13 protein-coding genes are annotated in these 16,264 nt (G+C 63.2%); 1 reads left to right on the top strand and 12 read right to left on the bottom strand.

Annotated elements, in window-relative coordinates; translation table 11 throughout:
• Nucleotides 1-36 precede the first annotated feature (36 nt).
• The 8 genes from NHH88_12970 to NHH88_12935 all read right to left on the bottom strand — a co-directional run bounded on the left by NHH88_12970 (nucleotide 37) and on the right by NHH88_12935 (nucleotide 11,181).
• Nucleotides 37-939: an alpha/beta hydrolase gene (locus NHH88_12970; GenBank protein ID USX16633.1), complete on the bottom strand. Its 903-nt coding sequence runs from the start codon at nucleotides 937-939 to the stop codon at nucleotides 37-39.
• Nucleotides 929-3,982: an SMP-30/gluconolactonase/LRE family protein gene (locus NHH88_12965; protein USX16632.1), complete on the bottom strand. Its 3,054-nt coding sequence runs from the start codon at nucleotides 3,980-3,982 to the stop codon at nucleotides 929-931. The genes NHH88_12970 and NHH88_12965 overlap by 11 nt, the downstream gene beginning before the upstream one ends.
• An 11-nt stretch (nucleotides 3,983-3,993) precedes the next feature.
• Nucleotides 3,994-5,358 (bottom strand): GntP family permease, encoded by a 1,365-nt coding sequence (locus NHH88_12960; GenBank protein ID USX16631.1) that lies wholly within the window; start codon nucleotides 5,356-5,358, stop codon nucleotides 3,994-3,996.
• Nucleotides 5,359-5,379: 21 nt separating this feature from the next.
• The gene (locus NHH88_12955; GenBank protein USX16630.1) at nucleotides 5,380-8,433 is read right to left on the bottom strand and encodes a TonB-dependent receptor; all 3,054 of its coding nucleotides are present in this window, start codon (nucleotides 8,431-8,433) and stop codon (nucleotides 5,380-5,382) included.
• 102 nt (nucleotides 8,434-8,535) lie between these two features.
• Nucleotides 8,536-9,090, bottom strand: a complete 555-nt coding sequence (locus tag NHH88_12950; GenBank protein USX16629.1) for a gluconokinase — start codon at nucleotides 9,088-9,090, stop codon at nucleotides 8,536-8,538.
• A 300-nt stretch (nucleotides 9,091-9,390) separates the two neighbouring features.
• Nucleotides 9,391-9,636 carry a hypothetical protein gene (locus tag NHH88_12945; protein USX16628.1) on the bottom strand — a complete coding sequence of 82 codons (246 nt, stop codon included), beginning with the start codon at nucleotides 9,634-9,636 and terminating at the stop codon, nucleotides 9,391-9,393.
• A 108-nt stretch (nucleotides 9,637-9,744) separates the two neighbouring features.
• Complete coding sequence (locus NHH88_12940; protein ID USX16627.1) at nucleotides 9,745-10,362, bottom strand: TetR/AcrR family transcriptional regulator; 618 nt, start codon at nucleotides 10,360-10,362, stop codon at nucleotides 9,745-9,747.
• A gap of 96 nt (nucleotides 10,363-10,458) precedes the next feature.
• A complete protein-coding gene (locus NHH88_12935; GenBank protein ID USX16626.1) occupies nucleotides 10,459-11,181 on the bottom strand; it encodes a siderophore-interacting protein in 723 nt (240 codons plus the stop codon).
• 22 nt (nucleotides 11,182-11,203) lie between these two features.
• Between NHH88_12935 and NHH88_12930 the strand changes: the two genes are divergently transcribed.
• Nucleotides 11,204-11,710: a MarR family transcriptional regulator gene (locus tag NHH88_12930; GenBank protein ID USX16625.1), complete on the top strand. Its 507-nt coding sequence runs from the start codon at nucleotides 11,204-11,206 to the stop codon at nucleotides 11,708-11,710.
• 148 nt (nucleotides 11,711-11,858) lie between these two features.
• Here the strand turns inward: NHH88_12930 and NHH88_12925 are convergent, their stop codons facing one another.
• The 4 genes from NHH88_12925 to NHH88_12910 all read right to left on the bottom strand — a co-directional run bounded on the left by NHH88_12925 (nucleotide 11,859) and on the right by NHH88_12910 (nucleotide 16,082).
• Complete coding sequence (locus tag NHH88_12925; GenBank protein USX17334.1) at nucleotides 11,859-12,404, bottom strand: M23 family metallopeptidase; 546 nt, start codon at nucleotides 12,402-12,404, stop codon at nucleotides 11,859-11,861.
• Between the two features lie 123 nt (nucleotides 12,405-12,527).
• Complete coding sequence (locus NHH88_12920) at nucleotides 12,528-12,869, bottom strand: YciI family protein (protein USX16624.1); 342 nt, start codon at nucleotides 12,867-12,869, stop codon at nucleotides 12,528-12,530.
• An 89-nt stretch (nucleotides 12,870-12,958) separates the two neighbouring features.
• Nucleotides 12,959-13,432, bottom strand: a complete 474-nt coding sequence (locus NHH88_12915; protein USX16623.1) for a DUF4262 domain-containing protein — start codon at nucleotides 13,430-13,432, stop codon at nucleotides 12,959-12,961.
• A gap of 73 nt (nucleotides 13,433-13,505) precedes the next feature.
• Nucleotides 13,506-16,082, bottom strand: coding sequence for a TonB-dependent receptor (locus NHH88_12910; protein ID USX16622.1), 2,577 nt, complete (start codon nucleotides 16,080-16,082; stop codon nucleotides 13,506-13,508).
• Between the last annotated feature and the right edge of the window lie 182 nt (nucleotides 16,083-16,264).

The raw sequence follows: 16,264 nt of genomic DNA, 5'->3' as shown, positions 1-16,264 counted from the left end.
CGCCACCTTCACCGACAACATAAGCGTTTCGAACCTTCATTGAGTAGGCGATGGCACCCCTTGCGGCGCCTTGCCTCCATGCGGGACCAGCCAGCCGCTGTCGGACAGCCAGTCGGACAGGCGATCCGGCCAATGCACATCCGACAGCCTCTCCGAACGCTGCCCCATGTTGAACGCGTGGTCCGTGTCCGCATACATATGCAGCTCCGCTGAAACGCCCGCCGCCACCAGTTGCTGATACAGCGCCACCGCCGGCGGGCCGCAGCACTTGTCTGCCGATCCGGCGACGATGAAGGCCGGCGGCGCGTTTTGCACCGCCTTCGCCGGCACGCCCAGCGGCCCCGGATACACCAGCACCTGGAAGTCGGGCCGCCCGCTTTGCTTGTCGACCGCATCCTGTTTGGCGCCCGCCGACACCGGCGGAGCCGGATTGTCGGCCACCAGCGACACCAGCTCCCCGCCGGCCGAGAATCCCATCACGCCAAGCCGGTTCGGATCGACGCCGAATTCCGCCGCGTGCGCCCTCACCCACCGCACCGCGCGCCGCAGATCGGCGGCGGCGTCGTTCTCGATGCTGTAGCTGGAGCCCTGGTCGCGCGCCAGCCGGTACTTCAGCACGAAGGCCGTCACGCCCACGCGGTTCAGCGACTTCGCCGCCACCATGCCTTCGTTCATCCACACCAGCATGCGATGCCCGCCGCCGGGCGCGATGATGACGGCCGCGCCGTTGGCGTGGCGCGCGTCGGCCTTTACCACCGTCAGCGACGGATCGTGGATGTTGCTGACGTAGGTGTTCTGCACCGTCTCCGGCTCGCCATGGCGCTTTTCCGATCCAGGCGCGCCGTCCGGCCAAAGCATATGCGTTTGCTGCGCGCCGGCCTGCGCGCAGACAGCCACCAGCAGCGCCAATACCGCACGGCCTACACGTTTAAGCGCCATTCAAGCCTCCGGTCGCGTACAGCGCGCGGTGGGTCAGGATGAACAGCGTGCGTCCGCCCTCGCCGCCGAAAATCAATTGCAGCGGGCGCTCAGGCACGTCGATGCGGCCGATCTCCTTGCCGTAGGGCGCATAGACGAAGATCTGGCCGTTGGCCACATACACATTGCCCGCCGCGTCCACGGCGGCGCTCTCGCCGCCGCGATTGGCCGCCAGTTTAAGATCGGTGATGCCGCCACCAGTGCCGATCACGCCACTGAAGGTGCGGTTCTCGGAGCCGTTGGTGAACACCACGCGGCCATTGCGGCCGGCCGACACCAGGCCATGGGTATCGAGGGAATCCGAGAAGCGCCAGCCCAGATGGTTCGGCTGCCCCTGCTGGAACATGCGGTAAGCCGGCAGCACCAGCGTGCCGTCCGGCGACACATACTCGCGTTTTTTCGGCAGCGCGACGTCGCGCGCGAACATCTCTGCCAAGGTGGTGAACTCGTACGTCTCGGGATTGAGCTGGTCGCGGAATTCGCCGTTCTGCCAGAAATTTACCGGCACCACGGTCTTGGCGCCGGCATGCGCCTTCACCGGGGTCGGCTTGATCACCGTGACCTCGCCGGCCGGTCGGTCCGGATGGAAGGAATACACCGTGCCCTCGAAGCCATGCGAGGACAGCACCATCAACGCCCCGCTGTTGTCGATGGCCAGATTGATCGGATCGAGCGGCGCGTCGCGCACCACCACCAAGCCCTTGTCCTTCGACCAGCTGTAGATGCGCTGGAAGCGGCGGTCCACGAAATACAGCTTGCCCTTGGCATCGACCACGCCACCGGCGATCGAATAAAAGCCCTCTTCCAGCTTCTCCACTTTGACCGGGTTGGCCGGCGGCGCCACCGGGTTGGCGACGATGTCCAGCATCGCGAATTCGCGTTCGCGCACTTCCAGCTTGTGCGTAACGTCCAGCAACGCGTTCTCGAACGGGAATTTACTGGCGCGCAGATAGGTGTCGCAGCCATTGGCGTCGCAGGTGGCGTAGCCGCTCTCGCCGTTGACGTGCACATTGCGGAAGCGGATATCGCTCGAATTGGTCATCTTCACGGCGGCCGGCGCCGGCTTGATCGAACGGGTGACGCGATAGGCGTGATAGTTCGCGAACAGGATGTTGCGCGAATTGCGGATCTCCAGCGACACCGCGTCCATGCCGTCGCGTACCTCCTGCTCCGTTTGCGGCGCCAGGAACTCCCAGTTTTCCACGTTATCGAGGACGATCTCGGCGCGCACATGGTGCTCGGCGGAGAGCTCGTAGACGCGGCCCGGCGTCTTGGTGTCGGAGACGTAGAAGCCGGCCTGCGAGAAGGTGCTCGGCGACCAGACCGCGACGAAGGTGCCGCCACCGCCGTCGGTCACCCAGATGCTCGGATACTGGCGGTCCCAGTGCGCGGTCGGATCGAAGTCTGCGCGCTTTTGATACGGATCGCGGCGCACGCCATCATAAAGACGCGTCCCGTGGCCGCCCTGGATGCGGATGTCGTCGACCAGCGACTGCTCGCCGGCTTTCCACAGCAGGCCGACCGCGCGCGGATTGACTTCGCCGGTCGCCAGGCCGAAGCCGGAGACGATGGCGTCGCCGCCCTTGGCGCTTTCCAGCAGCGCCTTCGGTCCGTCCACGCCGGCGTACAGCGGCGAGCCGTTCGGCAGAACCAGTTGCGTCAGGCCCGGATGCAGCGCCACGATCACGGTGTCCGGCTTCATGCGGATCGTATCGTTGACGATGTAAAAGCCCAGCGGCAGGTACACCACGCGGTTGTTGTCGATGGCCTTCTGGATGGCCGCCGTATCGTCGGTCTGGCCGTCGCCCTTGGCGCCGAGGGCGCGGGCGTTGGCCCATTGCGTGGTCGGCGGCAGCGCGCGCAGCACGCGCTTGGGCGCGGCCGGCATGGCGCTCAACGGCGCGATCCTGGAATTGGTGCCGAACTTGCCGGTGCTGCCCACGCCCGGCAGCATCAAGCCGTAGTTGAATTCACCCACGCGGTAAATCGGGCCGGGCGCGGCGATCTTCTTGCCGCTGTCGCGGAACTGCGCGAATACCGGCGTATTGCGCGCGACCGCATTGTCGAAACCGACCTGGGTGTAGACGTTGTCCTCGTTCGAAATGATGATCGCGGCCCTGGACACGTTCTCGAAGCGCACATCCTTACCCCACAACCAATCGCCGTAGCCGCGATCGATCTCGATGCCCACCTTGGTATTGCGGATGGAGACGTTGATCATCGTCAGGCCGGCTTCGTGTTCGCGGATGGCCGCGTCGCGCTGGCCCTCGAAGGTCGAATCCATCAGCGTGAACTGCCAGGCCGGCGAAGTCTTCTCCGACAGGATGCCGTAGCGCCCACCGTAGAACTTCAGGTTGAAGCCCTCGTTGCCGACCTGGTAGATGCCGGCCAGTCCCGAGCCAATGTGGAAGTCGATGTGGCTCAGGTTCGAATGCTGCGCGGTGCGCAAGCGTACGGCGGCCGCCGCCGGGTTGCCGTCGCCGATTTCAAAATCGACATTGCTCATCGCCGAATAGAAGGTCGACGAATTCGCGTCGCGCACGGTCTCGCTGAACGGCACCGCGCTCACCACGGGAACCGGCACCTTGCCGACCGTGTATTGGTCGCCGCCGGTGAACACCACCATGTTGGCGACGCCTTTTTGGAATCCGGGCGTGCGCTCGCCCAGCACCAGCACCGGCCGTGTGGCGCCGACGCCATACAGGCGCACCGCCAGCGGGATCAGGATGGTGCGCGTAATGCGGTAGCGGCCCGACGGCAGGAACACCACGCCGCCCTCGCCCTTGTTGGCGGCGCTGTCGACGGCCTTCTGGATCGCCGCCGTGTCGTCGGTGCGCCCGTCGCCGGTGGCCTGGACTTTGACGGCCAACGCGTCGTCCGGCATGGTCTGATAGACGGAAACCGACGCCGGAGGTCCAGCTTTAGATGCGGCCTGCGCACCACTCATCGGGACGGCCAGCATCGCCACGGTCGCCATCAGCAACCGCGTTAAAGATAATTTCATTTGCTTAGTCCTTAGATAAAGATCGATAGGAGCAACACGAAAATCAGCCCGAAGACGCCAACCAGCGTCTCCATCAACGTCCACGAGCGGAAGGTGTCCTTCAGCGACAGGCCGAAGTATTCCTTGAACATCCAGAATCCGGAATCGTTCACGTGGCTGCACATCAAACTGCCGGCGCCGATCGCCAGCACCATCAAGCTCGGATCGATGCCCGAACTTTCCACCAGCGGCGCGACGATGCCGGCAGCCGTCAGTCCCGCCACCGTGGCCGAGCCAAGGCAGATACGTATCAGGGTGGCCACCAGCCAGCCCAATACCAGCGGCGGCACCGGCAGGCCGCCCAGCTGCCTGCCCAACTCCCCGCTCACGCCGGAATCGACCAGCACCTGCTTCAGCGCGCCCGCCCCTGCGATCACCAACAGAATGGGCGCGATGTCGCGCAAAGCGTCCTGCGCGCCGGCCATCAGCGCCGGCAGACTTTTACCGCGCGCCAGACCAAGCGTCACCAGCGCCACGGCCAGCGCGATCAGCATCACGATCATCGGGTTGGCCATGAAGTTGATGACCGACTTCAGCGCCGCGTCCTCGGTTGGCACCATGGTCAGCGCGGTGGCGGCGGCCAGCAGCCAGACCGGCAGCAGCGCCGTGGCGAAGCTGTTGAAGACACCAGGCAGCTGCGCCTCCTCCAGCAACCCGGCGCGGAACATCGGCGCCGGCTCGCTGTGAATGCGCTTTAAGGTCATCGCAAAGATCGGACCGGCGATGATTAGCGTCGGTATGGCGACGATCATCCCGTAGAACAAGGTGCGGCCCATATCGGCATGGAACTGCGCCACCAGCGCGGTCGGCGATGGATGCGGCGGCAGGAAGCCATGCGCGATCGACAGCCCGGCCAGCAGCGGTATCGCCAGCGCCACCGCAGGCCGACCGCTCTGATACACCAGCGAGAAAACCAGCGGCACCAGCAGCACGAAACCGACGTTGTAATAAAGGGGAATCCCGGCGACGAAGCCGGTCAGTGTCAGCGCTACCGGCATGCGCGCCGAACCGAATACGCTTATCAGGTAACTGGCGATGCGCTGGGCGGCGCCGCTGTCGGCGATCAGCTTACCGAACACCGCGCCCAGGCAGACAATGACGATCAGCGATCCAAGCAGGTCGCCGATCCCCTTGTCGATCGATTTGGGGATGGTATCCAGCGGCATGCCGAGCAACAGCGCCGCCGCCAGCGCGGCCACCACGAACGCCAGCAGCGGCTGCACTTTGCCCCAGGCGATCAAAAGGGTCAGCAGGCCGACGGACAAGCCGACGGCCAGCATGCCCCAGACGGCTGGCGTGACGCCGAACAGCGCCGCCAACGGACTGGTAATGTTCATGACGGCGCCCTCGGGTTGAGGTTAGAAGTTGTAGCGAACGCCGACGCGGTAGACGCGGCCCAGCACATCGTACAGCTGCGGGTTGATACCGTAGCTAAGGTTGGCCTGGGGAGCTGGCGCCGGATCGACGTTGCCGATATTATCGATCTTGAAGTAGGCGGTGGTTTTGTCACCCAGCTTGTACGTGCCACCCAGATCGACGTAGAACGCGCCCTTCATCTTGTTGTCGAAGATGGTCGGGTGGATCGTCGTCGAGACTGGGCAATTGGTCTGGCACTCGATGTACTCGTTGCTGTATACGCCTTTGCTGATCCAACGCTCGGTCAGGGTCAGGCTGTACTTGTCGGTATCCCACGACTGCGAGGCCAAGCCCTTCCACTTGGGCGTCGCGCCCAGGTTGGCGCCCGCGCCTTCCGAAGGAATCGTGCCGACGACGCCTGGGTCGGTCAGGAAGCTGATGTTACGGGTGACCAGCGCACGCAAGGTGAGGCGGCCCGGGATGCCCAGTCCCTTCAGATTCATGCGGTAGGCGCCTTCCAGGTCATAGCCCTTCACGCGCAGCGACGCCAGGTTGAACGCCTGCACCGTCACGTAGTTATTGGTCGCCACAGGGCTGTTGAGCACCATCGCGCCGCAGATCTCCTGATTACCGGCCACGCACAGATCGACCTCCTGCTGCGCGGTCAGCGCCGAGATCACGCCTTCGACCTTGATGTCGAAGTAATCGATGGAGGCGCTGAAGCCCGGCGCCCACGATGGCTGCGTCAACACGATACCGGCGGTGTTGTTGCGGGCGATCTCCGGACGCAGACGGGTGTTCCCCACGGTGCGCTGCTGGATCGCGATCGTGTTGCCCTGGTACGCGACCACGTTGTTGACCACCACCTGCGCCGCATACAGCTCGCTCAGATTCGGTGCGCGCACGTCTTTAGATGTCACCGCGCGCAGGCGCAGGCCGTCGATGCCGGTCTTCCAGTTGGCGCCCAGCTTCCAGCTTTCCACATGGCCCGAGGTGCTGTATTTGGTGTGGCGGTCGGCCAGATTGAGGTTGGCTTCACCCCAGGTGGCGGACTTCAGCACCGGCACGTTGAACTCCACATACGCTTCCTTGACATTGTATGTGCCTTGGGCGTTGTGGTAGTTACCGGCGTACCAGTTGTTACCGACGGTGGTGTTCAGCAGCGGGTCGGCTGGATATTGGGCGGTGTTCTGGCTGTCCGGGAAGATGCCGTTGCCGTACGGGTCGCCGGTGACCTTATAGTGTTCGCGGCGGTATTCGGCGCCGGTGGCCACGGCGATCGGACCTGCCCACGACTCGAACGCCTCGCCGCTGAAGTTGACGCTGGCGACATCCTGGGTCTGGCGGGTGTGCTGGCGCGGACCGTTTTCCGGCGCGATGTAATTCCAGGTGGCCGCGTCGACCGGGTTGTTGCCGATGATGTTGAGCGGCTTGCAGCCGGATGCGGCGGCGATTGGATTGCGGCAGACGATAGTGCCGTCAGGCCCGCGCACGGCGTCGATGGCGGCGTTGTAGCGGGCGTTCAGCGTCATGTCGTTGACGATGATGTCGGTCTTGTTGGCGCCATGTTCGGCGTAGGCGTCATACGACCATTCCTTGCCCATCAACTGGAACTTGCCGGTGCCGCCGACGACCACGCGCTCCATCTGGCGCGTCGGGTGGACGTTGATATTTTCCGGGAAGATGGCGTTGGCCGTTCCGTACTGGAAGCTGGTGATGTTATTGGCAGCGCAAGCGGCGGCGATCGACGCCGGCAGGTAGGGATTGCTGCACTGGATAGTCAGGTTGGCGTTTTTGGCGGCGCCGGGATTCGGCGAGAAGGCCGACTTCACCTTGCCGAAATTGGCCGTCATGTAGATCTCATGATCCGGGTTGATGTCGAAGCCGACGCGCGTATAGGCCACCTGGCGCGTCAGGTCCATCGCCAGGTTGGTGCCGGCGCCGACGCTGCCGCTCAAGTCACCGCCGACGCACAGCGGATTGATACAGCCGGTCACCGCCCCGGTGCCGGTCGGCACGCCGTTGGAACCGTAGTTGAACTGGTAAGGCTGGCCGTTCGCGCCGAAGGCGGTGCCCTGCAGCGGGCCGTTGGTGATCAGGCCATACTTGGCGTACTGGTACTGCTGCGCGTGCAGCACCGAATAGTACTGCGGCTTGCCGTCGTTGGTCTGCGACAGCGGACGGACCTGGAAGGCCGGATTCTGATACCACGTGCGGCCGTTCGGACCAACCTCGCCGAAGCCCGGCGACTCGATGCCCTTCTGGCGGCCGTATTCGCCGCTGACCTGCACGTGCAGGCGGTCGTCCATGAAGGACTTGCCCCACGCGGCCTGCAAGGTGCCGTTCTTGTCGTCGTGGTAGGTGGTCATGCCGCCCTGCACATTGGCCTTGAAACCCTGGAAGCGCTTGTCGGTGATGAAGTTGACGACGCCGCCGATGGCGTCCGAGCCATACGACGCCGAGGCGCCGCCGGTCACCACGTCCACGCGCTTGATCAGCAGTTGCGGGAACTGGCTGACGTCCGTCACGCCGGTGACGTTGGCGCCGACCACGCGCTGGCCGTCCAGCAGTGTCAGCGTGCGGATCGCGCCCAGGCCGCGCAAACTCAGCGAGCTTAAACCCTGGACACCGCTGCTGGTGCTGTTGGTGCTGGTGGTGCGGCCGGTGCTGCCTTGCAGCGCTGGCAGTTCGGCGATGCTGTTGAAGATATTCGGCTGCGCGCCCTTGGCCAGGTCGTCGGCGCTCAAGGTGGTGGTCGGTGTCGGCTGCGTGAAGCCGCGCGCGGCGATGCGCGAACCGGACACGGTAACCACATTCTCCACCGGCGCCGCCGCTTCCGGCGCGGCAGGGGCTTGGGCTTGGGCCGCCGCCGGAGCGGTGTCCTGCGCTGTGGCGACCTGCGCGTCGGCGCCGGCCGGCGGGGTTTGGGTTTGAGCTTGAGCCTCGGTCTGGGCTTGCGCCTGGACCTGGGCTTGGGCCTGGGCTGATAAGGCGATCCAGCTGCAAGCGCTGGCGACGGCCAGGCGCATGATGGTGTTACGTGTAGGTGTAGTCATTTTAGTCTCCGGTTCTTGGTCTGTAGTTGTTTGCGCGCGGTACTGCTGACGGTCCGCTGCGTTTTGCTGCCTTTTGCTGCGTTTTGCTTCCCCCGTATTCCGTTACTCCAATCCGTCGCCCCTGGACGCGGCCCTGCCTTCGCTGGCCAGTATCTGTGCGACCAGTTGCGCCGGCGGCGCCGTGATGGCCAAGGTGATTCCGGCCTCGTCGGCCTGTAGCGGTTGCAGATCCTTGAATTGGCTGTCCAGCAGCGACGACGGCATGTAATGCCCGACGCGCGCCTGCATGCGGTCGGCGATCAGTTCGCGCGCGCCGCTCAGATGGGCGAAACGCAGCGCCGGATCGGCCGCCCGCAGCAGGTCGCGATAGCGACGCTTCAGCGACGAGCAGGACAGCACCAGGCCGACGCCGGCCAGACGCGCCTCGCCCACCTTCGCCTGCAGCGCCAGCAGCCAATCGGCGCGGTCGTCGTCGGTCAGCGGCTGTCCGGCCGACATCTTCGCGACGTTGGCCGCCGGATGGAACTGGTCGCCCTCGACGAACGGGACGCCTTGGGCCGTCGCCAGCGCCTGGCCGATCGTGCTCTTGCCGCAGCCGCTCACGCCCATGACGACCCAGCGTATCGCGCTGTCCTGCGGGCTGCCGGAACTTTCCATCCATCTCTCCAAGTTGAAGTTAGCGCTATCATTTCAGTTCTGAGTTATGCGCCCTAGATCGGGGCGCGGACTCTTGTCTGAATTGGGAATTTATCCGGGGATGTCGGCCAACATCAAGTTAGCGTTATCATCGGTAGGTGAACTTTAGCGCAACAGAGGATTTTGTAAAGGATTATTATTATTGCATCGCAGCACGCGGCGACCGTCGAAAGGTACGGCGACACCTGCTAAACAGCTCGCGGCAGTGCAACATGGACGTGGCGGACCCGCAACAGCCGGGTCAGCCGTGCGATCAGCCGCTCAACGGATAAACTTGTACCGCGAGGCCTCTTCCGCCAGCAAGCTCTCATCCTTGCCGCGCAGCCGGCCCATGTTGCGGCGATGCGCCGGCTCGGCGATGACCCTGTTGATCACCGGCTCCAGCACTCCGCGCTCGCTCAGGTAGGCGGCGGCGCTGTCCGGCCCTTCCCGATCCGCCAGTTCGATGCCGGTTTTGACGATTTCCGACGACACCAGATCGGGACGAAAAGTGTGGCTACTGGACATGATAATCTCCTTCAACAAGACAGGTATTGTGCGCTTGTTGCACCAGTCCGGTGCGTGCGTTCTCTCACTTTGGGCATTTTAGCCACATCATTTTTTACTATGGGTTTGTCATCGCGGCGTCATACCGGCGAAGAACAAATCGGCCGCCCGTGTCACCATTTGCTGGATCTCCTTGAGCGCCAGCTGCGGCGGGTCTTGCTGGAAAATCCGGGCGGTCACCTCGGCCGTCACCAGCGCCGTGTACTGCAGCGCCGCCACCCGCGCGTCGGCGCGCCGGATCTCGCCGCGCTCCATGGCCGCCTCCAGCACCGACGCCAGGGCCGTGATCGATTCGCTCGGCCCGGCGTCGTAGAACAGCTGCCCCACGTCCGAGCGTCCCGCCTCGGCCACCACCATGCGATAGACGGCCACCGCCTTCTTATCGTTGGTCAGCACGTGCAGCATGCGCTCGCCGAAGTGGATCAGCGCCATCTCCAGCGCGGTGCGGCCGACCACATTGGCCGCCAGCTCGCGCGTCGCGTCGAACAGCTGCGTCGTGGCGACAGTCCTGACGACGGCGCCGAACAACTCCTCCTTCGACGGGAAGTATCCGTATAGCGTCGCCTTCGAACCACCCAGGCGCTTGGCCAGCTCGTTCATCGACGCGCCTTCGTAGCCCGCCTCCTGGAACAGCTTCGCCGCCGCCTCGATGATCGCCTGGCGGCGCGCCTCCGTACGTACTTTCATGCAAACCCCATATCCGAACCTGAAGGTACATTTTAGGGTATGGTCAGCACTAACAACAGACTCAACAGTCACCCGGGACGCCGGTTCCCTGATCGATTATTCGAGGTTTTCGTGATGGGCGGACGCGCCCTTCTTCCAGTACGCCGAAATCCGCGCAGCCTCGCGCGAAAAGCCCTTGTCGACAAACAGGATATCGCGCACCTGTTTGGCCATCTGCGCCTCGCCCGCGCACCAGATAAAGCCGTCGCCCTCGGGCAGCTGCATGGCGCGGAACGCCTCGACGATATCGTCCGGTGTCGGCACCAGCTGCACGCGCAGGCGCGCGGCGCTGGCGAACTTCAGCGCCGCGGCTTCCTCGCCGGTCACCAGCACCAGCACGTCGGCGGACGCCGGCAACTCGTCCAGGCGGCGGCGGATCGCCGGCAAGGCGGTGGCGTCGCCCGCCAGGATCTGCCAGGTGTAGTCGGCCGGGATGATCATCGATCCCTTCGGGCCGCCGATGACGGCCTGCTGGCCGACCCGCGCCTGGCGCGCCCAATCGGTCATATGGCCCTCGGTGTGCAGCGCGAATTCGAGGGTCAGCTCGCGGGCGTCGCGGTCGTAATGGCGCGGCGTATAGTCGCGCATCACGCGCTCGCCGGCGGCGTCGTGCAGGATAAATTTAACGTGATCGTCATACGACAAAGAGACGAAATCGTGCAGGCTCTCGCCTTTGAATGTTACGCTAACGAAATTCGGCGCCAGTTGCTTCACATCGCTGACCGTGACTTCGCGCGGCTTGAGTTCGTGACGAACACGCTGGATACGTTTATCATTCATGCAAATCACCTTTTAGTTGACAATGTCCTCCAATCTACAGAAACAAGTTAACGTTGTCAACCAATTTGGCAGCGGTCCGGCCGAGGCCGTTTTCGACTCGATCCACACGCTCATGCACATGTACCGGTCGATGCAGCTGCGCAGCCTGCGCGACACCGGGCACGAGCTCACGCACATGGAATACAAGGTGTTGGGCTTTTTCGCCAGGCATCCTGGCGCCAGCCAGAGCGAGCTGGTGGCGCACTCGGGGCGCGACAAGGCGCAGCTGGCGCGCCTGATGCGCGGGTTGCGCGACAAGAAGCTGCTTGACGCGCAGGTCGATGAAAACGACCGACGCAGCGCGCGATTACGGCTAACTGAAGAAGGTTTAACGGTAATCCAGGGTTTGCAGGCGCTGGGAGCGGAGGTATCGAACCTTGCCGTCACCGGCATGAGCGACGAAGAATGCGCGCAGCTGCTGTCACTATTGCAGCGCGTGCGAACGAACCTTGAACGCGCCGAACCTGCGGAGACACGTAGGGCGGATTAGCGGGCGGGGCCCGCCAATCCGCCCCGAGGCCCATCGAAGAGGCGGCCTACTGCCCTAGGCCTTAGAGCGCGCAGCGCGTAATCGGCCATGCATGCGCAGCCACCGGCAAGGCATCGAAGCGACTGCAGCAAGGCCAGGGTCACATCTGTCATTCGGACACGCCCCCAGCCATAAGAGGTTCGGCGCGCAGCAACGGATACGGGTTGATCGCACCACCGAGGTCGTACACGCCGTAGTGCAAATGCGGCGGCGTGCTTTGCGCATTGCCCGTATTGCCAACAAAGCCCAACACCCGGCCAGCCTCGATGTGCATGCCCGCCTCGACGTTCGCATAGCGATCGAGGTGGGCGTAGTAATGCCGCTGGCCGCCCGGCCCCATCACCCACACTACCCGGCCACCGAGGTTGTTGGTGCCGACCTTTAGGATTATGCCCTCGGTGCTCGACAGCACGCGGGTGCCGCGCTCGGCGAAAATGTCGATGCCTTCATGTTTGCGGTCCGTGCCGCGAGCGCCCCCCCAGGTGTCGCGCAGCGCAACCGCTTGCACGCCCTCGACCGGCATCGCCAGTTGCCCGGGCTTGGGCATCGCCGCCAGGCGCATCGGATAGAGCGCCCGTTCAATGGCTGGCTCCAGCAAACCGTGGCCGAGAATGAGGACGACGGCAATCACGAGCGCGCGCAGGAAAATTCGCATATCAGTTCCGGTGTGGTCGGTGAATACCAACCAGATGGGGACGGAACGGTGCATTCCCAGACTTGACGCAACGGCTTGCAAACCCGCCGGCAGAAAGGACGGCAAGCTTACGCAAACTTCAGTTCAGCTCTCTGGATCATAGTAGAACTCACGAAGTTCCTGTGCACAACGGCAGGCTGAAGCAAGCCTGGCCGCCCAATCGACAGCGGCTGCCCTGGACGGGAGCTCAAGTACGCAAAATCCTCCGTCGAATTCTTTGGTTTGCCGATAGGTCTCGTCGGTGCAGCTCCCATCAGCTGCGACCATCAGCGAGGCGACTTCACTATTGATGCCCCCGGCAAAAACATAAACGCCGGCAGCCTTGGCATCTCGGATCACCTTACGCGACGCCTCGGAAACAGCCGCCATGTCTTCGTCAGGAACATCCATCGCACTCGCTGGAAAGGAGATAAGAAATTTAGTCATGGTTAGTCACCTGATTTTTTCTCGGGAGACCATCATACAGGGCGGTTCCCCCGCCAGAGCGGACATTTGCTGCACGCAACGCATCAGATTCATGCGCCGTCGCTGTGGGCAAGCACGGGCTGCGCAGCGCGGAACGCCTCGCTTGCCTCTGCGTGCCACGGAAAATATCCATTCTTGGAGGGCCACACAATTTGATAAAGAGGAAAGGAATTCCCTTCGTAATACCAGCGGCAGAAGCCCACATGTTCATGATATTCGGCTTCGGGCACCTTGACGAACACGCATGAGTTTCCGTTAAGAAGCTCATCGGTGGGCGCTGACAGATCAACAATGGCCCCGTCGTTCAATCCAGCAAGTGCAAGATTCAATATTTGGTGTGCCACCTCCGGTCTCAGCCCAAAGATGATGAACTCCGGGTGCTTATACGAATGGTAGTTCCCGACACTGAACGAAAAGCCTGGGAGACCCTCCTCGGCTAATACGTTCACGCAATGCCACCCGAACGCCTCTATATCGTCGAGCACTTTTTTCTCTTGCGTGTCACTTGCGGTTTTGCGAACCATATTTTTACCTGATCAACACCGCCAGCCCGCCGAGGCGGTTCGTTCCGACCTGCATCACGATGCCTTCCATACCCTATTTGAACGAGTAAGCCAGCGCAGTGAAGAACTGACGCCCGCGCGGATCGGTATAACTGGGATCGTAACCGACAGAAAAACTGAACAACTGGTTCGAGCGCGGCGGATTCTTGTCGAGCAGGTTCTTGATACCGGCCCGTAGCCTCAGCGCCGTCGAAATTTGGTACGCGCCGGTCAGGTCGAGCAAGGAATAGGAGTCGACGCGATGGACCGACCCATCGGCCAGCAAGTTTTGGTCACGATAGCCGCTCAGGAAGGTTTGCTGCAGTGTCATGCTGAGCGGGCCACGGTCGTAGTCCAGGCTCACCGTATGACGCCACCGCTGGATTACCTGGTCGTTGGTGTACACGCCCAGCGCGCTGAGATCGGGGCCGTCGGCCGCCTCGCGCGTTTTGTAGTCGAACACATAAGTGCCGTTGAGCGTGACACCCAATCTGCCCAGGCCGGTGGCCGGCGAGCGCCAGTTGAAGCCCAGGTCGACGCCCGAGGTTTCCAGCGCGCCGATATTGCGCAGCCGCGAATCGATCGACAGGATCGGGCCAGGTATACCTGGCAGTTCCGGGTCGGGCTCGCCGCGGATGATGAAGGCGGCATTGCGCACCGGATCGGTGAAGTAAGACCCTTCCGGAGAGACAATCACATCTGTTTTCTTGATGCGCCAATAGTCCAGTGTTGCCGTGAGGTCGCGACGCGGTTCGAGCACGAGGCCCAGCGAATACTGCTTCGACTCCTCCGGGCGCAGCTGCGGCGAGCCACCCCTGAGCTTATCCGGTTGCAGGCCGCAGTAATCGGGATTTTCGGTATTATCGATGGCCCCGACCTTGATGCAGCCGAGCGGGTCGTTGTAGATGCCGTTGGCCTGGCCCAGCCGCACAGGGCTGTACAGGTCGGCAAGCGACGGCGCGCGAAAGCCGGTGCCATACGAGCCGCGCACCACCAACTGCTTCATCGGATTCCAACGCACGCCGACCTTCGGATTGGTCGTCGAGCCCACGTCGTTGTAGCGGTCATGGCGCAACGCCAACTGGGCCTCCAGGCTGGTCAGCAAAGGCAGGTTGAACTCGGCATACGCGGCCTTGACGTTGCGTCCGCCCGAAAACGGCGTGGCCGTGCCTTCGCCGCGAATTTCCCCCGCCATCAGCAATGCAGACGGCGTAAACGCCATTTTTTCGCGCCGGTACTCAACGCCGATCGCAACGGCAGCGCTGCCGCCAGCCATCTCGAACAGGTCGCGCGTGGCCTTGACATCGAACGAATCGGTCGTGCCGCGCGAGTGGCGCGCCAGATCGTTGACCTTGGCGGCGGCCAGCAGGGCCCGCCCTTCAGGACCGGAGGGTCCGAAAGGATTGATGATGCCGGACGCGAAAGCGTTATCGAACATCGTCGTCTGGACGTACCCATCGACATACTGGTCGTCGACCTTGTTGACACTGTGATTGAGCGCCATGTCGTAATCCCAGCCCAGCGCTATCCCCTTGCCGCCGAGCACCAAGCGCGTGGCAGTGGCATCGATGTCGTTGGTTCGTGGTCCGCCTTCGCTCAGGCGCATATTGACGTTGAGCGGTGTTTTATTGGTTGTCACTAGCGCATGTGGATAGTACTGTCCTGCCAGGGGATAAATCTCGCCGGAGATGGTCAATGCGCTGATGCGGTAGGTGGTCGACGTTTTGTTGAGGAGCAATTCGCCGTACAGGGTTGTGTCCTTGTCGAGCGCGAACTGGCCACGCGCAAGCAGCGACACGCGTTTCGAATCCGGGAAGAGCTCGGTGTCTTGCATGTAATCGTACATGCACGCAGCCGCGCCGACGAAGCTCTCCGGCGCGTAGACGGTTGCCGGCGGATTGCAGGCCGGCGCACTTGGATTCATCCGGGGGCCGGTCGCGCTGGTGCCGTTGGCGCGCGTGCGGCGGAAGTTCGCGGGAAACGTATTCGAACTGCCCGAATCGAGATTGATATCGGGCTGGTAGGCCGAACCGATCCAGCTGCGCTGCGACGAGCGCAGGCTGCCCGTATCCTGGTAATCGAGCACGCCCATCACGTTGTAGCGATCGGTCGCCAGATTACCGATGCCGCCCGACAAAGTTGCCATCGCCTTGCGCGCGCCGCCGTGCTGGGTGTCGGCATAGTAGGCGCTGGCGTCGGCGCCTTCGTAATTGCGCCGTGTAATGAAGTTGATCACGCCGCCGATCGCATCCGTCCCATAGATGGCCGAGGCGCCGTCCTTGAGCACTTCGACCCGGTCGATCGCCGCCGACGGAATCGCGTTCAGGTCGACGCCGGCGTTGCCGCCCGGCGAGGCAAAGTTGGCCAGGCGCCGGCCGTTAAGCAATACGAGCGTTGACGACACGCCGATACCGCGCAGGTTGGCGCCGTTGAAACCACGCTGTCCGGCAATGTCGCTGAAACTGGCGCCATCGGTCAGCGCGGCCGCGTTGGCGGACACCTTCGACAGCAGTTCAGCCGCCGTGGTGGTCCCACTTTTCTCGATGTCGGCACGGGTAATTAACTGCACCGGCAACGCGGTTTCGGCATTGAGGCGCTTGATCGAAGAGCCGGTTATTTCAACTTTTGGCATTGGTTGCGCATCTTGCGCGGCGGCCGGAACGCCCAGCGTGGCCAGCAAACCGGCCGTGGCCGTGCGGCCAAAGGCCTCCAGTATTCGTACGGCGATACACTTTGGAACCGGCCGGTTCCCGCGCTCATATGGCATTCAATTCCCTCCCAGGTAATTATCGTTTTAAATATTCCGTGTTCGCC

It is taken from the genome of Oxalobacteraceae bacterium OTU3CAMAD1 (assembly GCA_024123915.1).
Taxonomy (GTDB): domain Bacteria; phylum Pseudomonadota; class Gammaproteobacteria; order Burkholderiales; family Burkholderiaceae_D; genus Rugamonas.
Note: the sequence above shows the minus strand (reverse complement) of the source record. Positions and strands in the feature narration are given on the sequence as shown.

Excerpts from the sequence above, each read along its gene's own strand:
- NHH88_12970 (USX16633.1), bottom strand. The coding sequence starts at position 939 with ATGGCGCTTAAACGTGTAGGCCGTGCGGTATTGGCGCTGCTGGTGGCT.
- NHH88_12950 (USX16629.1), bottom strand. The coding sequence starts at position 9,090 with ATGGAAAGTTCCGGCAGCCCGCAGGACAGCGCGATACGCTGGGTCGTC.
- NHH88_12960 (USX16631.1), bottom strand. The coding sequence starts at position 5,358 with ATGAACATTACCAGTCCGTTGGCGGCGCTGTTCGGCGTCACGCCAGCC.
- NHH88_12945 (USX16628.1), bottom strand. The coding sequence starts at position 9,636 with ATGTCCAGTAGCCACACTTTTCGTCCCGATCTGGTGTCGTCGGAAATC.
- NHH88_12935 (USX16626.1), bottom strand. The coding sequence starts at position 11,181 with ATGAATGATAAACGTATCCAGCGTGTTCGTCACGAACTCAAGCCGCGC.
- NHH88_12920 (USX16624.1), bottom strand. The coding sequence starts at position 12,869 with ATGACTAAATTTCTTATCTCCTTTCCAGCGAGTGCGATGGATGTTCCT.
- NHH88_12915 (USX16623.1), bottom strand. The coding sequence starts at position 13,432 with ATGGTTCGCAAAACCGCAAGTGACACGCAAGAGAAAAAAGTGCTCGAC.
- NHH88_12930 (USX16625.1), top strand. The coding sequence starts at position 11,204 with ATGTCCTCCAATCTACAGAAACAAGTTAACGTTGTCAACCAATTTGGC.
- NHH88_12955 (USX16630.1), bottom strand. The coding sequence starts at position 8,433 with ATGACTACACCTACACGTAACACCATCATGCGCCTGGCCGTCGCCAGC.
- NHH88_12940 (USX16627.1), bottom strand. The coding sequence starts at position 10,362 with ATGAAAGTACGTACGGAGGCGCGCCGCCAGGCGATCATCGAGGCGGCG.
- NHH88_12925 (USX17334.1), bottom strand. The coding sequence starts at position 12,404 with ATGCGAATTTTCCTGCGCGCGCTCGTGATTGCCGTCGTCCTCATTCTC.
- NHH88_12910 (USX16622.1), bottom strand. The coding sequence starts at position 16,082 with ATGCCAAAAGTTGAAATAACCGGCTCTTCGATCAAGCGCCTCAATGCC.
- NHH88_12965 (USX16632.1), bottom strand. The coding sequence starts at position 3,982 with ATGAAATTATCTTTAACGCGGTTGCTGATGGCGACCGTGGCGATGCTG.